The sequence below is a fragment of the Virgibacillus proomii genome, assembly GCF_900162615.1.
Lineage (GTDB): Bacteria > Bacillota > Bacilli > Bacillales > Amphibacillaceae > Virgibacillus > Virgibacillus proomii.
Genome location: NZ_FUFN01000009.1, coordinates 769,065 through 788,662, shown reverse-complemented (window position 1 = coordinate 788,662; position 19,598 = coordinate 769,065). Strand labels below are relative to the sequence as shown.

The following is a 19,598-nucleotide window of genomic DNA, read 5'->3' as shown; positions in this document are numbered from 1 at the left end:
CGAATTTCTGCGGCGCTTTATTAAAACTGTGTCGTCCAAATTTACATTTCTTTTTTGAACACATCATAAGGGGCTTTGTTAGTTGTAGCATATATTCACTAAGAAATCAATCTTCTAAAACGTACTAGGTTTATTCTCCTCACTATCTACAAAGCTCATCGATACCCAATTCCGCTTCTTCCAACGTCGTAACATGAACATACCCCGTAACCATTCATCGGCAATAAAGGAAATCCAAATACCTATAAGCCCGAGATGTAAATAGATACTGAAAAACCAAGCAATGGTAACCCCAATTCCCCACATTACAGCAATGCCAATATATGCTGGAAATTTCACATCACCAGCAGCACGCAGGGAACTAATCATAACAATATTTATCGCGCGTCCAGGCTCAAGGATGATGGTCATTAATAATAATGCACCACCTGTTTCTATAATCGAAGGGTTATTGGTAAAAATGCCCAATAACGAATCAGAAAACAAATAAGCAATAGTGGCAATGCTTAAGGAAATAACGATAGAGATCTTCAAGCTTTTTATTGCTCGTTGATAAGCTTCTTCCATTTTTCCAGCACCGATCATATGTCCAATTAAAATTTGTGTTCCTTGTCCAATCGCAATCGAAAACAAAAAGATGAACATCATTAAATTTTGTGCATATACTTTTGTCGTTATTGCCAGTGTTCCCAATTGAGCAACAAAGTATGTGATCATCATTTGACTGGCGTTATAAGATAATTGCTCACCTGCTGAGGGAATCCCAATTTGCAGCAATGGTTTAATATGTTGTTTTTGGTACCGGAAAAAATTAGAGAAATCCATTTTTTCTTGACTGCGCTTTAGTAATAAATAGAAAATAAATAGAAATCCGATGAAGCGGCTTATAGCTGTGGAGTATGCTACCCCTTCAACTCCTAAAACAGGAAATCCAAATGGTCCAAAGATAACAATGTAGTTACCAATCACATTTAAAATATTCATCCCGATTGTTACAGACATCGTATCTTTGGTGAATCCGTAGCTACGTAAAATAGCTCCTACTGTCATGATTAATGCTTGTATAAAGATAAGACCGCCAACAATTTTCATATAGCTAGAGGCTTCATCCATAATTTCTAATGGCAGATCGATTAACTGAAGGATTTCCTTTGTTCCTAGAAACAGAGCAGTACTTAGTACGATAGCGAATAATAAATTTAAGCTAATAGCAGTTACTGTTATTTCCCTAGCTTGCTTACGGTTATTTGCTCCAAGATGCTGAGCGATTAATATAGCTGCACCTTGAGCTACAAATCCAAACATAACAATGACTACAGAGAGAACTTGGTTAGATACCCCAACAGCAGCTACTGCATTATCGGAATATTGGCTAAGCATTAACGTATCTGCATTACCCATTAACATATGAAGCAGTATTTCAATGAATATTGGCCATGTTAAGCTAAACAATGTAATTTTTCTTAGTTTGTTAGAGGACATATCATCCCAACTTTCCAAGCAAATGTAAAGCTAGTTTATCTTTATTTGCTAAAAATGGAAAGCTTATTTTGAAAACGGTAAAATTATTGTCATCTTTAATCGTTTTTTATCCGATTCTCTTGTACTATAGGAAAGCATAAAACTTTATGGTTTATAGTATAAGAAAACGATAGCTTTCGCCATAAAAAATGATCGCTACATTTGATAAGAATCTATATGAATAAGTTAAACCGAGAACAAAAATGTCCTCGGTTTAACTTTTCCGTGTAGATAATGAGCGGGAATGGGAATGATTGTATTCGTACTTATACCAACAAACGAGCATGGTAATACCACCTGTTAAGAGCAATACACCTGTAACAACAAATACTGCTGAAAACCCGAAAAAACCTGCTATTGCTCCACCTAATACAGGTCCAATAATATTTCCAAGGAAGCGTAAGCTTGTGTTATATCCTAACACTTCACCTTGCATAGAAAGTGGTGCTGTTTGCCGGATGTAGGCAATTCGAACCGGAATAATACCGCCAATTGAAATTCCCAACAAGAAGCGTAAGATGACAAGCTGCCAAATATTTGTAACTAAAGCGCCCGGAAGGTATACAATCCCTGCCATGAATAGTAGTGTAGTCATCACTTTAATGTAGCCAACTTTATCACCAAGTCTTCCAAGCCTTCTAGACATGAGTAAGTTACCAAGACCCGCTGCGGAGAAAGCTACACCGGAGAAAAAGGCAACATTTACTGGTCCGTGAATATCAGCAACAAATAAAGATAATATTGGTTGAATGCTAAAGTGAGCGATCTGAACTAATGTTGACATTAGCAAAACTGCTAATAAAATTGGATTAGCTACAATATGGTGGATAACTTGCTTACTTGTATATAGTTTGTTTTCCTTTTCATCATCAACATGTAGTCTTATTTCTTTAACGCCAAAGAGAACGATTAGAGCAGAAAGAAAAATCGTAACGGATACCCATTTGAATGTACTAGCAAAGCCAAATGTATCAGCAAGCGTTCCTCCTAATAAAGGTCCCATTAACGCCCCCGTAATACTCCCTGTCTGTAGTGTACCAAGTACTCTTCCAGCGATATTTTTTGGTGTTTGTGTTGAGATAAAAGCTTGTGACATAGGGATAAACCCGGTTGCAATCCCCATAATGAAGCGGAGAAAAAATAATTGCCAAACCGTAGTGGCAAAGCCCATTAGGAAAATGGACAAGCCAATTCCAATTGCAGAAAATATAAGAATGTTCTTCCGTCCGTACTTGTCACCGATTCTTCCCCAAATAGGTGAAAAAATAAATGCGGTAACAAAGGTAATAGCAAAAATCCAACCTGACCAATTTTGTACATATGAGTCCGAGAAATTACCCATAGATTCAATGTACAAAGAAATAAATGGAAGTACCATTGTCATACTTCCAGAAATAAAAAAGTTAGCAAACCACATGATTGCTAAGTTTCTCTTCACGATCGGATAATCGTCAATAATGGCAATACCCTTCTTTCTGATAAGATATTTCGTCACCCTAAATATTATCGCATTTATGAAGCAAAGGAAAGTTATCTGCTTAGCACGAAATATTGAAAGCGTCATTGTCGATTTTAACAACAAAGACACGTTAATCTTTTAAAGAATACAACGAAAATGTTCTATTGATTCTTCTCATAGGTATTGATGAGTTTTTTTACACTATAGGAAAATATAAAACTGGCTTTATAGTATAAGAAAAATTACAGCTTTCTAAAAATAATTTTATGTTCCAATGGGCATGTTTTCATATAAAGCAATATATATGATGAACAGTAAGGGGCTGTTCAAAGATCGGTTAAACATCAAACTCAGACGGCTTGCTTTGGTCTCTAATAGTGTCTATTCTGCTTATCGCTAACAGCTGAACTTCCTGGTTCTTGTATTTGATATGCACTTTAGTGCTGTTGCATACATTAGCAGTAAAATACATCCCAGGTTGTAATTTTTTTCAAAAATGTATTCATACATAAAAAAAAGAGGTATAATGATATTTAGCTTGAAGAAAGCATAAAATAAAGCAAGAACTGATAAAGGAGAAATAAAGGATGATAAGAAAAGGAAGTAAATTTCTACTAATCATGTTAATTGCTTTACTGGTAATAGGGACAAGCTTGTCTGTTCATGCTGATAGTGGAGCTAGTAATTCAGATAGTATTAATGAAAAGTTGGGACAGCCAATTGTTGTTTATGGGGCTCAATTAACGAGTGATCAGCGTGCTAAAGTTCGTGAATTGTTAAATGTAAAAGATGGAGATGCTGTTGACGAATATGATGTATCTGGAAAAGATGCAGCCAAGTATATTAATGGAAACCCAAATTCAAATATGTATTCAAGTGCTAAAATAGCGCTTCAAGAAGAAGGAAATGGACTAACTATTAATATTGTAACTCCAGAAAATATTACAGAGGTCACGAAAGAAATGTACGCAAATGCGTTGCTTACAGCTGGTGTCGAAAATGCAACGGTTGATGTGGCTTCTCCTGTAAAAGTTAGTGGTCATTCTGCATTAACGGGGATTTATAAAGCGTATGATGTAGACGGGCAAGAGCTTGATAAAGAGCGGATGGAGCTTGCTAATGAAGAACTGGGAGTAGCAACACAACTAGCTGGAAAAAAAGGTGTTGGAGAAGAAAAGGCTAGTCAACTGCTTACGGAGATCAAAAAGACGATTGCCGAACAGAACCCAGCTACGAAAGAAGATGTAGAACGGATTGTTCAAGAGCAACTGGATAAGCTGGAAATATCTTTAAGTGAAGCAGATCGACAAATGCTAATTAATTTAATTGATAAAATGCGCGATTTAAATATAAATTTTGACCAAGTGAAAAGTCAATTAGATGATATCTCGACAGCAATCAAGGATAAAGCTGAAGAACTTGGTTTAGATGAAGGGTTTTGGGAAAAAGTAGCTAACTTCTTCAGTGAGCTTTTCCAAGCAATTGCCAACTTTTTTAAAGGGCTGTTTAGCTGATATTTAATAGAACAGACAATAAACATATCCTTCATGGAACTGCACCCGAAATGTTGAACTTTCAAACAACATGTGGTGGTGCAGTTTTTTTACTATAGGAAAGTATAAAACTTTATGGCTTATTGCGTATAAGAAAAACGATAACTTTCGCAGACTTGGCGACAAGCCAAGTTTTTCTAATGGCTAAATTTACAGCTAATGAAAAATTAGTGCGGTCAAAAATTATTTGGAAGGAAAAAAGGTATAAAAGTATGTATCCCATACAATTGGTGTTGGCGTCGTAATCATTTTATACTGTCTAAGGTGCTGAAAGATTCCCAGTTCGATAGTTATGCCGAATATGAACTAGAATGCTTGATTCGTATGAAGGAACAACCCCACTAACGAAATTTCACTTTAGACGTTTTAAAGGTGTAAAAAGTGATGAGGATATCGACGACCTGTCTTCTGCGCGTTACGTGATAAGTTAGTTTATGTCAGCTTTCATTCTAAACGAAAGGAGACAAATTTTTGGTGTTCGTTTTTTCCGGAATAGAGGATGCGATATTACAGGATAAGTGACTCTATGACTATAGTAAGTCAAAATGAAAGATTGGTAGTCCTTTTGTCTCAAACACATTACAAATGTAATATAATTCATTGGTTTTGGTAATTCTTGTAATGGAGTTTTAAACATTCTGTAACTGCACTACCTGAATTGCTGTGTTAGGATAGGCTATGTCAGATATTTAAGGAGGGAAAACGAATGAAAAAGATTATGGCTTCATTCGCGACTGGTATGATTATCGCTGGCACTGCTGCTACTACAGTATCAGCAGATGAGTATGATGTAAAAGCAGGAGATAACCTTTGGAATATTGCTAACGAACACAATACGACAGTAGAAAACTTAGTTGAAATAAATGATTTGAAATCTACAGTAATTTATCCGAAACAAACATTACTAATAAATAAACAAGCAAAAATGAAATATAAAGTCCAAAAAGGAGATACATTGTTTGCTATTTCTCAAAAATACAATGTATCTGTAGAAGATCTAAAAAATTGGAATAACCTAGGCTCAGATCTTATTGTAATTGGGCAAGAATTAACTTTAGAAGGAGTTACTGTTTCCCAAAATAAGCCAGCAACAAATGTAGAACAGGCAGCACCACAACCGAAAAAACAAACGGAGCAAACAGTGGATAAGCAGGAGACAACTCCAGAACCTAAAGCAGCGGCTCCAAAAGCTCCAGAGGCTAAAGCAACAGCAGCAGCTCCAAAAGCTCCTGCAAGTAATCAAGCACCCGCGCAAGAAAAACAGGAAAAACCTGCAGGTAAAACATTTTCTGTAACAGCAACTGCTTATACGGCAAGCTGTGACGGCTGCTCGGGTATTACGGCTACAGGTGTAAACTTAAAGGAAAATCCAGATGCAAAAGTAATTGCTGTTGATCCAAGTGTTATTCCACTAGGTTCAAAAGTTTATGTTGAAGGGTATGGCTATGCAACAGCTGCTGATACTGGTGGTGCAATCAAAGGTAATAAAATTGACTTATTTGTCCCAACAAAAGGTGAAGCAACCAATTGGGGTGTAAGAACAGTTAACGTAACTATTGTAGAATAAGAAAATTTATATCATTTCATACATTTCCTGTAATCCATTGAGTGGGATACTTATCTCACTCGATTTTGTTATTGTTTTTAAGAATTATATCTGTTCTATACGTTGGATAACTTTTTTAAACACTATAGGAAAGTATAAAACTTTAGGCTTTATCCCGCATGTAAGGTGCCGTAAGTTTCCCACTTCAAGTCCTAAATTGATACAAAAGAGTCAAAGTGTGAGAAAATGGCACCTAAATGCCCGATTGGTTCAGGGCCTTAAGGTCATACCCTTGCTGTACTAACATTCAGTAGGAGAGGGAAGAAAATTCCTACTGAATGAAGTTTCACTTTATCGTATAAGAAAACGATAGCTTTCGCCAGAAAGACTTGGCGACAAGCCAAGTTTTTCTAAAAGTAGCTTTGTCTAGCTTAAGCGCCCCTGCTGTGAGCAAACGGAGCACATAATTGCCGGTTCTAGAAGAACTACGATTTTACAACCTTTACCTTTAATTTAAAAACTAACCAAATTTGATGCACGAATTCCAATTGGTTTGGAGATTATTAACGCCCCAACTTATTATAAAGTTGTTTCTACATAACTGCTACACTTAATTTGTTCCCATTTATTAAAAAAATAAAACTACCAATATGGAAAAACAGAAAAAAACTTTTAACATTTTCTTCAATTCTAAAATTTAAAGACAACGAATTTTATCCCGCATGTAAGGTGCCGTAAGCCTCCACATCAAGACCTGGTTGATACAAAGGGTCTAAATAGGAGAAACGGCACCTAAATGCCCGATTCGTTCAAGGGCCTTTAGGTCATACCTTTAAGGTACTAACATTTATTGGGGAAATATTCCATAAAATGAAGTTTCACTTTATCCCGGATGTAAGGATCCGTATTTTTCTCATTTTAAAATTAGCTAATGATGTTGCGAACAAGATGAGAAAAACGGTTCCTAAATCCCCGATTTGTTTAACTAACATTCAAGGAGAAAAGCACTCCTTGAATGAAGTTTCACTTTATAGCATGTCTCTACAGATTGATTTTTTCAACCTGTTTAAATGGTGATGTTTTCCTTAATTAGAAGATATATGACATTTGTCAATTTAGAGTAGTGACAGAAGCTACTGCAATTCGTTTTCCTAGTTAGCTATCCTTATAGCAAGGAGGTATTCTATGGATGACATGATTGTTCAGACAGATCAATTGAGTAAAACTTTTAAGCAAACCCAAGCATTATGTGATGTATCTTTTTCCGTTAGGCAAGGGGAAGTAATTGCAATTCTTGGACCAAATGGTGCTGGCAAAACAACAGCTATTTCACTGATTTTAGGACTGTTAAAACCAACGAAAGGGAGTGTGCATATATTTGGTCAAGATCCAAGGAATATACGTGTTCGCGAACGATTAGGTGTTATGATGCAGGAAGTTAGAATGATGGATGGGTTGACCGCTAATGAATTGTTGCAATTATTTCGTACGTATTATCCGCAACCTTTGGCGCTTACGGAGATGATTACGTTAACAGGATTATCGAAAGCCGATTTAAAAACAAAAGTAGAAAAACTTTCCGGAGGCCAGAGAAGGAGGGTAAACTTTGCTGTTTGTTTAGCGGGAAATCCAGATTTTATTATTTTAGATGAACCAACAACTGGAATGGATACCACTTCCAGAGCAAAGTTTTGGGAAACAATTCATTTTCTAGCGGATCAAGGGAAAAGCATTCTATTCTCAACACATTATTTACAAGAAGCAGATAATGCTGCTAATCGTATAATTTTACTTGATCGAGGACGAAAAATTGCTGATGGCATTGCTGCAGATATTAAGCAAACGCTTTTAAAGCAATATGTATCGTTTCGTATTCACAGGAAACTAGAAAAAGCAAAGCTTGACATCCCGGACATATTAAGCGTGGAGGAGCGGGATCAGCGAATCTGTTTAGAAACGAAGGATACAGACGCTTTAGTTTCCTATATTATTCAGCATATTCCGGATGCATATGATCTGCAAATTGACAAAGGGAGTATGGATGATGTGTTTAAATCATTAGTACAAAGGAGTCATGCGGATGGATAAATTCATGTATCAATGTAGTGCTGAGATAAAACGAGCAATTCGTAATCCGTATTATGTTTTTTGGTCACTATTTGTCCCAGTTTGTTTTTACTTTATTTTTACGAAAGTATTTACATTTAATGAAAGTACTGAGGATCAAGCATTATGGGCTGCGCATTACTTAATGTCGATGGCTACTTTTAGTGTGATGGGTTCTAGCTTAATGACACTCGGAATTCGTATGGTACAAGATAAGCAACAAGGGTTTACTAAATTTTTAAAAGTGATGCCACTTCCTGAGTCTGTCTATTTAATTAGTCAAATGCTTGGTCAAAGTGTCATTCATATATTTTCCATTGCAGTAATTTTCTTAGCCGGAGTGTTGATTCATGATGTATCGCTTCGTGCTGTAGAATGGGTGTCGAGCGGATTATGGGTCTTACTTGGTTCTGCTGTATTCTTGGCATTAGGAACGCTTGTCGGTACGATGAAAAAAGTAGAGACAGCTAGTGGTGTAAGCAATATTTTGTATTTAGGAATGGCTTTACTCGGAGGCATGTGGATGCCATTAAATGTCATGCCTTCATTTTTACAAGATGTCGCCAAGTGGTTGCCTTCCTATCATTATGCAAATGGTCCGTGGGAAATAATTCGGGGAAATTGGCCAGAATGGCAAAATGTACTATTGCTTGTCGCTTACACGGTTCTATTTATGATATTATCGATCTATATTAGACGAAAACAAGAAGTGGTGTAATTTCAATGACAAAACAAGTAAGAAGGGAACTATTTCCTAAAAAATATGGCTTTTTTCCATATGTGTTTCTCATATATTTAATTATGCCAGCAGTTTTATTGTTAGAGGTAGAAGGAATGAAGCAAGTATTTGGCTACTTGCTTTTACTTCTATTTCTAATTAGCTATCATCAGCTGTTTCATAAAGAAGGTACGCGGATGTTTTCCTGTTGGCTTGGAGTGCAAATGGGAATTATTTGTGTTCAAAGCATTGTTTACGATTACAACTTTCTATTTCTTGGCTTTTTCACAGCGAGTTTTATTGGCTGGTATGGGAATAAAAGGAATTTTTGGATTGGTTGGTCAGCATTATTTATAACATTGCTGCTACCAATTATGTATCATTTGATTATGATGGAACATGTTTATGTTATCAATATTATTCCATTTATGATAGTCATTTTAGCCTCTCCATTTGGAATCCGCTCTATAAATAAGAATATGCAGTTAGAAAAAGAATTGGATGAAGCGAATGCTAAAATAGAAGAGCTTATCAAACGGGAAGAGCGGACAAGGATTGCGCAAGATCTTCATGATACACTTGGTCATACATTATCGCTGATTACGTTGAAAAGCCAATTAGTCGAACGCTTAATAACCAAGGATGCACAGCGGGCTAAGATGGAAGTGAAGGAAATAGAAACGACGTCAAGAGCAGCTTTGGACCAAGTACGGGAATTAGTAACCGATATGAAGGCACAAACACTAAAGGAAGAATTGACCCAAGTGGAGCAACTATTAGATACAGCCAATATGGATGTACATATCCAGTTTCACGAAGATATCAGATTTTATTCAGCAGTTACTGAACATATGCTTAGTCTTTGTTTAAAAGAAGCAGTAACAAATATTGTTAAGCATAGTCAAGCAAGTAAATGCTGGCTTGAGCTTAAAGAAAACGACAGGATGATTTTTTTGTACGTAAAGGATAATGGCGTTGGCATGTCTACACAAGGTGTGGAGGGATATGGTTTACAAGGAATAAAAGAAAGGCTTGCCTTATTAGGTGGTACCCTGTCTCTGGTCACAAACGGCGGTACTACTTTGGAAATGACGGTGCCAAAAGTAAAAAGACCGGAGGGAGGAGGGAAGCTTCATGTATAAAATTGTCTTAGCAGAAGATCAAAAAATGTTATTAGGTGCTTTAGGATCATTATTAGATTTAGAAGCTGATATGGAGGTTGTGGGTCAGGCTACTAGTGGTGACGAGGTAATAAAACTAATCGAAGAAAAGCAACCGGATGTTTGTCTATTAGATATTGAAATGCCTGGCAAAAGCGGGCTTGAGGTAGCTAAGCTTGTAAACGAGATGGATCAACGACCACGGATTATTGTATTAACAACGTTTGCTAAGCCGGGTTATTTTGAAAAAGCAATGAAAGCTAGAGTAGATGGATACTTATTAAAAGATCGTTCCATTGAAGAGTTAACAACAGCCATTCGTAAGGTTGTTGATGGGGAGCAAGTATATAGTCAAGAATTAATGGTCGATTTCATACGGGAAAAAAATCCACTAAATGAACGAGAACAACAAATTTTGAAGTTGATCGCTACTGGTATGACGACAAAGGAATTAACAACTACCTTATATTTATCTTATGGTACGGTTCGTAACTATGTATCGGAAATCATACAAAAACTAGAGGCAAAAAACCGTTTGGAAGCGATTGAAATTGCTAGAAGTAAGGGATGGATATGATGTTGTACACGTAATATAGCTGCTTACATCATTCATTGTATACAGCAAATATTGACGAAACCTTGTAAATAACGTAAGCTAACTTTGATTACTTTTATTTTATTGGAGGAAATTTACCCGCATGATAAATGTATCTAATGTTAGTTTACGATATGGTGATAAAAAGTTATTTGAGGATGTAAACTTAAAATTTACTCCCGGTAACTGTTATGGATTAATTGGTGCAAATGGAGCTGGAAAGTCAACCTTTTTGAAGATTTTATCTGGGGAAATTGAGCCTCAGACCGGTCACGTCTCACTTTCCCCAGGTGAACGGCTTGCTGTTTTAAAACAGGATCATTTTGCTTATGAAGATGATCATGTATTAGATACTGTTTTAATGGGGCATGAAAAACTCTATGCTGTAAAACAAGAAAAAGATGCTATCTATATGAAAGGCGATTTTTCTGAAGAAGATGGTATGCGTGCAGCCGAATTGGAAGCGGAATTTGCTGAAATGAATGGATGGGAAGCAGAATCAGATGCAGCTATTCTTTTAAAAGGTTTGGGAATTAGTGAGTCCTTACATGATAAAAAGATGGCTGACCTAACTGCAGATGAAAAAGTCAAAGTGTTACTTGCCCAAGCTTTATTTGGTAACCCGGACATTTTGTTATTGGATGAGCCTACTAATGGTTTGGATATTCAAGCAATTCAATGGTTAGAAGAATTTTTAATTAACTTTGAAAATACGGTTATTGTTGTATCTCATGACCGCCATTTCTTAAATAAAGTATGTACCCATATCGCTGATGTTGACTATGGAAAAATTGAAATTTATATCGGAAATTATGATTTTTGGTATGAGTCCAGTCAGCTAGCCACTAAAATGGCACAAGAGGCGAACAAAAAGAAAGAAGAAAAAATCAAAGAATTACAATCATTTATTGCTCGCTTCAGTGCTAATGCTTCAAAATCGCGACAAGCAACATCACGAAAAAAATTATTAGAAAACATTACCTTAGACGACATTAAGCCTTCGTCGAGAAAGTATCCATATATTGCCTTTTCCCCGGGAAGGGAAATTGGTAATGATCTTCTCCGTGTTGATGGTTTAACAAAAACGATTAATGGTGTAAAAGTGCTTGATAATATTAGCTTTACAATGAATAAAGATGATAAAATTGCCCTTCTAGGTAAAAACGATATTGCAAAAACGACGTTATTTAAAATTCTTATGGGTGAAATGGAGCCTGATTCCGGCATGTATAAATGGGGTGTAACTACATCTCAATCTTATTTCCCAAAAGACAATAGTTCCTATTTTGGAAATAGTGAACTTTCTTTAGTTGATTGGCTCCGGCAGTACTCCCCAGAAGATGAAACAGAAACCTTTTTACGTGGGTTTCTAGGAAGAATGCTTTTCTCTGGTGAGGAGGCATTAAAAAAAGCAAATGTTTTATCAGGAGGAGAAAAAGTTCGTTGCATGCTTGCTAAGATGATGTTGAGCAATGCCAATGTTCTATTATTAGATGAACCGACAAACCACCTTGATTTAGAATCGATTACTGCTTTAAATAATGGGCTTATTAAATTTAAAGGCTCGATTTTATTTACATCTCATGATCATCAATTCATTCAAAGTATTGCCAATCGGCTAATTGAAATTACACCAAATGGCATGATTGATAAAGAAATGAGCTATGATGAATACGTACAGGATAAAGAATTACAAACTAAAGTAGCTGCTATGTATTCCGGTTAATGATAATAAACAAAGAGCACTCGGAAAAAAATCCAGTGCTCTTTTCTTGTTTAGCGAGCTATACCCTATTTTTACATCGTGGATAATTTTTGTATGACTTTTATCAATATCCATTCTCCAGAGCCAGACTCTAGAGGCCGCTCTACTCTTACAGCCTCATCGGTTGAGTTTTTAGCACTTGTCTGTACTGAATAAGAGCACATGCTTTTATAGGAAAGTATAAAACCTTAGGCTTTATCCCGCATGTAAGGTGCTGTAAAACCACAACTTCCGAGAAGTTTAAATTGGAGAAAACGGCCCCTTAATGCCCGATTGGCTCAAGGGCCTTTAGGTCATACCCTTGTGGTACTAACATTCCGTGTAAAAAGCATTCCACGGAATAAAGTTTCACTTTATCGTAAAAGAAAAACGATAGCTTTCACCATAAAGACTTGACGACAAGCCAAGTTTTTCTAATCGTCTAGGAATTTATACTCATTTCTACATTATGAGTAACTATTTTTGAAATAGCGTTGCCTAGCCTAAGTACTTGTGTTGCTAGCTTTTGCTCTAAGTTTTATCTTTCGATTTTGATTTTGATTTTTTCAAGCATGTTACTTGTCATCTTATCAAGATCATATTCTGCTTTAAAGCCCCATTCTTCCATTGCAGCTGTTGAATCTAAGCTGTTTGGCCAGCTGTCAGCGATTTTTTGTCTAACTGGATCAACCTGATATTCTAATGTAAAGTCCGGAATATGTTTTTTAATTGCACTGGCAAAATCTTCTGGTTCGGCTGAAAAAGCAGTGATATTAAATGCATTTCTATGTTTTAAATTGGCTGGGTTTGCTTCCATTAACTGAATGATAGCGTTAAGCGCATCCGGCATATACATCATATCCATATAAGTACCTTCGGCAATATAAGATGTATAAGTTTTATTTTTAACTGCTTCATAATACATCTCTACTGCATAGTCGGTTGTTCCTCCGCCAGGTAATGTAACATAAGAAATTAATCCTGGAAAGCGGACACCGCGAGTATCAACACCAAAACGAGTATAATAGTAATCTGCTAACAGTTCACCGGCTACTTTGTTAACACCATACATTGTTGTTGGACGTTGCAAGGTATCTTGAGGTGTCTTATCTTTTGGTGTAGTTGGACCAAAAGCACCAATGGAACTAGGAGTAAAAAACTGTAAATTTAATTCCCGTGCAGTTTCTAATGCATTTACTAAACCACCCATATTAATATGCCAAGCGAGCTTAGGATTTTCTTCTGCTTTTGCCGATAATAATGCAGCTAAATGCATCATCGTATCTATTTGGTATTTCTTTGCCACTTCATAAAGTTGGTTTGCATCGGTCACATCAATAACTTCACATGGACCTTCAGCTATGATTCCTTCTGCCTTACGAATATCAGTCGCTACTACATTATTTATTCCATAGCGTTCCCTTAATTTAATAACAAGCTCTGAGCCTATTTGTCCTAAAGCTCCTGTAACAAGTATTTTCTTCATTACTCGAAATCCTCTCTTATTGCTTCACTTTCTGCTTAAATTAGCCCAAGTTCTTTTCCAACTATTTCATAGATGCTAATCGCTTTATCCAACATTTCTTTTGTATGTGCTGCAGTCGGCATATTTCTTACACGCCCTGTTCCCCGCGGTACTGTTGGAAAGACAATTGATTTTGCATAGACTCCTTCTTCATTTAATCGTTTACTAAATGCTTGTGTTGCGTTTTCATCTCCAATTATACAAGGCGTAATAGGTGTTTCACTATTACCAATATCAAAGCCTAACTGTTTTAAGCCAGTCTTTAAATAATTTCCATTTTCCCATAACTTTTCATTTAGTTCCGTACTTTCCATTAGAATATCAATAGCCTTCGCACTAGCTGCTGCATCAGCTGGTGAAACTGCTGTTGAAAATAGAAATGGACGAGAACGAACCTTTAACCAGTCAATTAAGTTTGCTTTTCCAGCAACATAGCCGCCAATAACACCGATCGCTTTGGATAATGTTCCCATTTGGAAATCAACTTTATCTTGTAGGCCAAAATGCTTTACTGTTCCTGCACCTTTACCTAATACACCAGATCCATGTGCATCATCGACATACGTGATAAGGTCAAATTCCTCAGCAATTTCAACAATTTCCGGAAGCTTCGCAATATCGCCGTCCATGGAAAAGACCCCATCCGTAATTACCATAATCTTTTTATATTGACCGGACTCTGCAGCTTCTTTTGCCTTTTGTCTAAGATCTTCCATATCCGAATGGTTAAAGCGAATAATTTTTGCCTTTGATAAACGGCAGCCATCGATAATTGAGGCATGGTTTAACTCATCTGATAAAATGGCGTCATGCTTATCCATTACAGCAGAAATTGCAGCCATATTACAATTAAAGCCGGATTGGTAAGAAATAACCGCTTCTGTTCCCTTAAAAGCTGCTAACTTCTTTTCTAATTCAAGATGTAGATCAAGTGTACCGTTAATGGTTCGAACGGCTCCTGCACCGGCACCATGAGAATCAACCGCTTGTTTTGCAACTTTTTTTAACCGTTCATCTGTAGCTAGCCCAAGGTAGTTATTGGAAGAAAGGTTAATTAGCATTCTTCCACCTATTTTGATTTCTGGACCATTTGGCCCTTCAACCGGATCAATTTCATTATATAAACCACGTTCTTTTAAATCTGCAATATTTTCATTTAAAAAAGAATCCAATGCTTTACTTGTCATTTTGCTTGTTTCCTCCTTTTATGTGAGTTTATGTAGTTTCTAAATATTTTAAACAAATAATGGATAAAAGCATGTTTCTTTTTCAGTTTAACACAACTTATACGAAATGTTTAATGGAAGAATACGTACAAACAGTAGTTAAGAAAAACTTAAAAAATAAATCGTTGTAAACATATTGTTAACTTTCTGGGAACCTATATCTGTTTCTACATCGTGGAGATTTTTTTGATAATAGATTCGTTGTCTAGTTTATCCCGCATGTAAGGTGCCGTAAGACCACAACTTCCGAGAAGTTTAAATTGGAGAAAACGGCACCTAAATGCCCGATTGGCTCATCTAACATTTCTTGGGGAAAGCATACCAAGAAATGAAGTTTCCCTTTATCCCGCATGTAAGGTGCAGTAAGACTCCCACTTCAAGTCCTGAGTTGATACAACAGAGTCTAAGTGGGAGAAAACGATACCTAAATGCCCGATTCATTCAAAGGTTTTTAAGCTCAAGCTTCTAGCAAACCTGTTCCTCCTCCTGTGATAAGTTCACATTGGCTCGAATCTAAAGGAAGGCCGACGAAAAGCAGGCTTGCCGCTTAAGCGTCGGCATACCCTTGTTTTAGAGGCATGTTTTCTTTTACCTCATCAAAAGCTAACCGGTTTATCCATCGAAAAACAAGCACGTGCACTTTTATTCCTTGCTTATGCTTAAGTTGCAAACTTGTAAGATTTACCTGCGAAAATGTCACCAAAAACAATGGTTTAAGCGTGTGAACTTTTTTATACTATAGGAAAGTATAAAACTTTAGGCTTTATCGTATAAGAAAAACTACAGCTTTCGCCATAAAGACTCGACGGCAAGCCAAGTTTTTCTAATACTGAATATAGATACTAGGTAGAAAAAACGAAGAACCAATCGCTCCCTATCTCTACTTTGGGCGAAGGGAAAGGAAGAGGACAATGAAGAAAATTCTTGTTGTACTATTTTTAATCTTAATCATTACTTTTGGCGTGTTTGGATATATTGAATTAAGCAGTAGCAATACTAATAAAATTGTCCAAACTGTATTAAAATAAATCTTTAGAAGTTTGTGTTTAATCATAACGTATGAAATAACGTTGTTGATATTCAATCAAATAGACAATTGTATTTTTAAGTGTGATGAAGTGATTGAAGTCATCGACAAAACAAAAATTTATTGTAAAATAAATGAAAGGTAGTAATTAGCTTTCATTATCATTTAGTTGTACTTAGAGAAAATAGCTTTTTATTAGACTTGTGCAATTTGCTTTTTTTTGTACTATAGGAAAGTATAAGAAAAAACGATAGCTTTCGCCATAAAGACTTGGCGACAAGCCAAGTTTTTTCTAATATAGTAATAGAAGGGGGAAGCTTAGTTCTTTCATTTACGGCTGGGGAGGAGGACTGGATATTGAGTGAGAAAACCATTTATTTTCTTTTTACAGATACGGGAACAAACTTAGCGAAAGCGATTAACTTTTTTACAAAACAATCTTTAAATCATGTTTCTATTGGATTTGATAAAGAGTTACATGAGCTTTACAGCTTTGGACGTAAACAGCCAAGGAATCCGTTTATTGGTGGGTTTGTAAGAGAGGATATTCACAGTGATTTTTTGAAAAAGTCAAACTGCGCTGTTTATCGCTTTATTGTAACAGAAGAGGAATTTAGAAAAATAGTAGATCATATTAAACGAATTGAGAACCAAAAACGGGAATATCGTTATAATTTTATTGGGCTAATTGGAATATTGCTACAAATTGAGATTAACCGTAAATGTGCATTTTTCTGTTCACAGTTTGTTGCTACTGTTTTAAAGGATGTAAAAAGCTTCCGTCTTGCTAAACCAACATGTTTTGTTACACCAGGAGATATTCGAGCACAAAAAGGGATGGAGCTTATCTATCAAGGGGTGTTAGAAGAATATCCGTATAGTAAAAAGAAGCAGAATAAAACTAACATAGAGTCAACAAAAGTGAAGCAATCATTTATTTTTTTATTATCTTCAAAGGTAAAACGGTTTGTAATCCGTTAAACAGAATTCAAAAGAGACTGGACGAAATCCCAGTCTCTTTTTTGACATATCAAGTTTTGGGGGATAAAAAATAAAAATTTTTACGTTTGCAAGTGGAAAAAATGGGAGACAGAGATTTGGTATCAGCTATGTTTTTTGAGGAAAAGTCTTCGCAGGCACAGGTGGCTTTTTTACACTATAGGAAATATAAAACTTTAGGCTTTATCCCGCATGTAAGGTGCCGTAAGACTCCCACATAAAAATCCTGAGTTGATACAAAGAGTCAAAGTGGGAGAAAACAGCACCTAAATGCCCGATTCGTTTAACTAACATTTCTTGGGAAAAGCATTCCAAGAAATGAAGTTTCACTTTATCGTATAAGAAAAACGATAGCTTTCGCCAGAAAGACATGGCAACAAGCCAAGTTTTTCCAAACTAGTTATCTTACTGTAAGGTATGCCTGACACCTGAGAATCCATGTTCTCATGGTACAAAAAGATACAGTTTGATTATTCAATTCCCAATGTTTGATATGGCACTCTAAATTTGAATGCTATATTATTTGCTTCTAAATCAATGTGCTCGACCTCAATCTGAAAGTTGCTTTTTAGCTTTATATCGGTAACAGCAAGATAAATTTCTTCTTTTTTCGGATTAACTATAACCCACTCTGGCATTGGCAAATATTTTTTAATATACTCCATAATCTTTTGGTTTGGTAATGCCAATAAACCAATGGAGATAGATCTTTGTTTTAAAATAATATCCCCGTTTTCTTGAACAAATGGTTCTAAATGGACAGATAATGGAACAGTTGAAGAAAATACCGGCAATTCTCCAATTAAATGCACATCTTCACCTAATTCAACACGATATCGATGATTTGTTCCCTCTAAAAGCTGATCAATATAAGCATTAACCAGTTCGTTCAAATTTTCTTTTGTTGTTCGTACTACAAACTCGGAGCTTTCACTATTTGGCTTAGCAGAAGGATCAGGATAATCCACTTCTGAAACCGGCCAGAAAATAAATATTAGAAATAGCAGGAACAAAATGATATTTAGAGATAATAAGGCTATAAACCATTGCTTCCATTTCCTTTGTTCAATCCTATTCCCCATACGAGTCATCTTCTTTCTCTTTGTTAATATACTCCAGTACGCGTTCGGCTATAAGCTGATAACCAAGACGATTAGGGTGAAAGTTGTCATCTGCAAATACTTCTTTGGCAGTATTATCAAACAAATCCATCATAGGTATAAAATACGTATGGTCGATTTTTTTTGTAACGTTTCCACCAGTTGTGTTCCAATCTTTAGCTATGATTTCTAATTCTTGAATATCTTTAAAATACCTCGCAAAGGGGTTGTAAAAGCCTAATAAATAAATGTCTGTAGCAGGATTGATACGCTTTATTTTTCCAATGATTTTAACTAAGCGATTTTCATAGTTTTGTCGCTCGATAGTAAAATCGTCCATTTCCAAATTTGTGATATTTTCCTTCAATACTTGCATAATATCATTAGCTCCAATGGTAATTAATACAATATTTGCCCGTTGAATAGAGGAATTAATATCTGGTTCATTTAAACTTTTTAGCAATTGATCGGATCGATTGCCCCGTTTACCAAAATTATCAAACGTACCAGTACTTTTGCGCTTGTTGAACATTTGCTCTAAAACACCTATATATCCTCCTTGCTTCGTTTCATCCCCAATTCCTTGTGTTAACGAATCACCAATCGCAGTAATATGGACCGGTTCAGAAAAATATTTAATCACTGGCTGTTCTTTTTTTAATGCTGATGTATGATATGGGCGCTGTTTATGTTCTTTTATTATATTCACTTTTCCATATGCTTTTGTCTTATGTGGCTGCCCATTTGTTTCTTGATCTTTATTGGTTAAAGCGATTGGCGATTGGAACAGAATGAATAACCCTATTCCAGTGATTAGCATAAAGATAATGCCAAAAAAGTACTTGTTTTTACTGTTTTTTTGCATATTTCATCACACCGCTGCTGTATTTATTGTGTAAATTTAATTAGGGGGTAAACTCGTTAACTCCAAATGATATGTTATGTATAGAGTTCGGTCATCTACTCTTAGTTTACCGCAAATTGACTATTATAAACCTTTCTATCTGTGAAAAATAAAGATCGCCTCCAAATTTGTAAGGCGATCAAGAAAGGGAAGGTTACTTATAATTTTTCCAATTTTATAATAAAGTAAACCTTTAAATATAATAATATTGACTTTTAGAGGCTGTTTAAAAAGTAGGGTAAAATGGACATCGAGTTTCTTCGCACGTTAGAACGGATAAATTTTTTTTAGCGTTGAAGTTCATTCAACGTAGTTAAAAATTTTTAAGTTCTAAGTATACGTGTAACTAAGGCTATGGTCTGCGCTTTGCTGCTAGCCAAGTTTTTCTAAACATACACTTTTATTGGATTTTTTA

The 19,598-nt window shown here is 35.8% G+C and carries 14 protein-coding genes; 8 read left to right on the top strand and 6 right to left on the bottom strand.

Annotated features, from left to right (window positions below; all coding sequences use genetic code 11):
- Positions 1-114: 114 nt before the first annotated feature.
- Both BN1066_RS06295 and BN1066_RS06290 read right to left on the bottom strand, forming a co-directional pair.
- Positions 115-1,482, bottom strand: a complete 1,368-nt coding sequence (locus BN1066_RS06295; RefSeq protein ID WP_077318597.1) for an MATE family efflux transporter — start codon at positions 1,480-1,482, stop codon at positions 115-117.
- Positions 1,483-1,735: 253 nt separating this feature from the next.
- Positions 1,736-2,938 carry an MFS transporter gene (locus BN1066_RS06290; RefSeq protein ID WP_077318596.1) on the bottom strand — a complete coding sequence of 401 codons (1,203 nt, stop codon included), beginning with the start codon at positions 2,936-2,938 and terminating at the stop codon, positions 1,736-1,738.
- Positions 2,939-3,567: 629 nt separating this feature from the next.
- Here BN1066_RS06290 and BN1066_RS06285 point away from each other — a divergent pair.
- The 7 genes from BN1066_RS06285 to BN1066_RS06250 all read left to right on the top strand — a co-directional run bounded on the left by BN1066_RS06285 (position 3,568) and on the right by BN1066_RS06250 (position 12,384).
- Complete coding sequence (locus tag BN1066_RS06285; RefSeq protein WP_077318595.1) at positions 3,568-4,494, top strand: DUF1002 domain-containing protein; 927 nt, start codon at positions 3,568-3,570, stop codon at positions 4,492-4,494.
- 745 nt (positions 4,495-5,239) lie between these two features.
- Complete coding sequence (locus BN1066_RS06280) at positions 5,240-6,100, top strand: 3D domain-containing protein (protein ID WP_077318594.1); 861 nt, start codon at positions 5,240-5,242, stop codon at positions 6,098-6,100.
- Positions 6,101-7,264: 1,164 nt separating this feature from the next.
- Positions 7,265-8,167, top strand: a complete 903-nt coding sequence (locus BN1066_RS06270; RefSeq protein WP_077318592.1) for an ABC transporter ATP-binding protein — start codon at positions 7,265-7,267, stop codon at positions 8,165-8,167.
- The gene (locus BN1066_RS06265; RefSeq protein WP_077318591.1) at positions 8,160-8,903 is read left to right on the top strand and encodes an ABC transporter permease; all 744 of its coding nucleotides are present in this window, start codon (positions 8,160-8,162) and stop codon (positions 8,901-8,903) included. Before BN1066_RS06270 ends, BN1066_RS06265 begins: the two co-directional genes overlap by 8 nt.
- A 5-nt stretch (positions 8,904-8,908) precedes the next feature.
- Entirely contained in the window at positions 8,909-10,045 is a 1,137-nt protein-coding gene (locus BN1066_RS06260) for a sensor histidine kinase (protein WP_077318590.1), read from the top strand.
- A complete protein-coding gene (locus BN1066_RS06255) occupies positions 10,038-10,640 on the top strand; it encodes a response regulator transcription factor (protein WP_077318589.1) in 603 nt (200 codons plus the stop codon). Before BN1066_RS06260 ends, BN1066_RS06255 begins: the two co-directional genes overlap by 8 nt.
- Before the next feature lie 121 nt (positions 10,641-10,761).
- A complete protein-coding gene (locus BN1066_RS06250) occupies positions 10,762-12,384 on the top strand; it encodes an ABC-F family ATP-binding cassette domain-containing protein (protein ID WP_077318588.1) in 1,623 nt (540 codons plus the stop codon).
- Positions 12,385-12,940: 556 nt separating this feature from the next.
- Here the strand turns inward: BN1066_RS06250 and BN1066_RS06245 are convergent.
- Together BN1066_RS06245 and BN1066_RS06240 are read right to left on the bottom strand one after the other, a co-directional pair.
- Positions 12,941-13,888: an L-threonine 3-dehydrogenase gene (locus BN1066_RS06245; RefSeq protein ID WP_077318587.1), complete on the bottom strand. Its 948-nt coding sequence runs from the start codon at positions 13,886-13,888 to the stop codon at positions 12,941-12,943.
- 35 nt (positions 13,889-13,923) lie between these two features.
- Entirely contained in the window at positions 13,924-15,114 is a 1,191-nt protein-coding gene (locus tag BN1066_RS06240; RefSeq protein ID WP_077318586.1) for a glycine C-acetyltransferase, read from the bottom strand.
- A gap of 1,423 nt (positions 15,115-16,537) precedes the next feature.
- On the opposite strand from BN1066_RS06240, the gene BN1066_RS06235 reads away from it, so the two are divergent.
- Entirely contained in the window at positions 16,538-17,161 is a 624-nt protein-coding gene (locus tag BN1066_RS06235) for a hypothetical protein (RefSeq protein ID WP_077318585.1), read from the top strand.
- Positions 17,162-17,649: 488 nt separating this feature from the next.
- Here BN1066_RS06235 and BN1066_RS06230 read toward each other — a convergent pair whose 3' ends face one another.
- The gene (locus BN1066_RS06230) at positions 17,650-18,261 is read right to left on the bottom strand and encodes a YpmS family protein (protein WP_245799713.1); all 612 of its coding nucleotides are present in this window, start codon (positions 18,259-18,261) and stop codon (positions 17,650-17,652) included.
- Positions 18,251-19,144 (bottom strand): GDSL-type esterase/lipase family protein, encoded by an 894-nt coding sequence (locus BN1066_RS06225; RefSeq protein ID WP_077318583.1) that lies wholly within the window; start codon positions 19,142-19,144, stop codon positions 18,251-18,253. Before BN1066_RS06225 ends, BN1066_RS06230 begins: the two co-directional genes overlap by 11 nt.
- Positions 19,145-19,598: the final 454 nt, after the last annotated feature.

What these genes read in the sequence shown, in the direction of transcription:
- BN1066_RS06250 (WP_077318588.1), top strand. Translation starts at nt 10,762, where the DNA reads ATGATAAATGTATCTAATGTTAGTTTACGATATGGTGATAAAAAGTTA.
- BN1066_RS06270 (WP_077318592.1), top strand. Translation starts at nt 7,265, where the DNA reads ATGGATGACATGATTGTTCAGACAGATCAATTGAGTAAAACTTTTAAG.
- BN1066_RS06260 (WP_077318590.1), top strand. Translation starts at nt 8,909, where the DNA reads ATGACAAAACAAGTAAGAAGGGAACTATTTCCTAAAAAATATGGCTTT.
- BN1066_RS06240 (WP_077318586.1), bottom strand. Translation starts at nt 15,114, where the DNA reads ATGACAAGTAAAGCATTGGATTCTTTTTTAAATGAAAATATTGCAGAT.
- BN1066_RS06295 (WP_077318597.1), bottom strand. Translation starts at nt 1,482, where the DNA reads ATGTCCTCTAACAAACTAAGAAAAATTACATTGTTTAGCTTAACATGG.
- BN1066_RS06255 (WP_077318589.1), top strand. Translation starts at nt 10,038, where the DNA reads ATGTATAAAATTGTCTTAGCAGAAGATCAAAAAATGTTATTAGGTGCT.
- BN1066_RS06245 (WP_077318587.1), bottom strand. Translation starts at nt 13,888, where the DNA reads ATGAAGAAAATACTTGTTACAGGAGCTTTAGGACAAATAGGCTCAGAG.
- BN1066_RS06225 (WP_077318583.1), bottom strand. Translation starts at nt 19,144, where the DNA reads ATGCAAAAAAACAGTAAAAACAAGTACTTTTTTGGCATTATCTTTATG.
- BN1066_RS06285 (WP_077318595.1), top strand. Translation starts at nt 3,568, where the DNA reads ATGATAAGAAAAGGAAGTAAATTTCTACTAATCATGTTAATTGCTTTA.
- BN1066_RS06290 (WP_077318596.1), bottom strand. Translation starts at nt 2,938, where the DNA reads ATGTGGTTTGCTAACTTTTTTATTTCTGGAAGTATGACAATGGTACTT.
- BN1066_RS06230 (WP_245799713.1), bottom strand. Translation starts at nt 18,261, where the DNA reads ATGGGGAATAGGATTGAACAAAGGAAATGGAAGCAATGGTTTATAGCC.
- BN1066_RS06280 (WP_077318594.1), top strand. Translation starts at nt 5,240, where the DNA reads ATGAAAAAGATTATGGCTTCATTCGCGACTGGTATGATTATCGCTGGC.
- BN1066_RS06265 (WP_077318591.1), top strand. Translation starts at nt 8,160, where the DNA reads ATGGATAAATTCATGTATCAATGTAGTGCTGAGATAAAACGAGCAATT.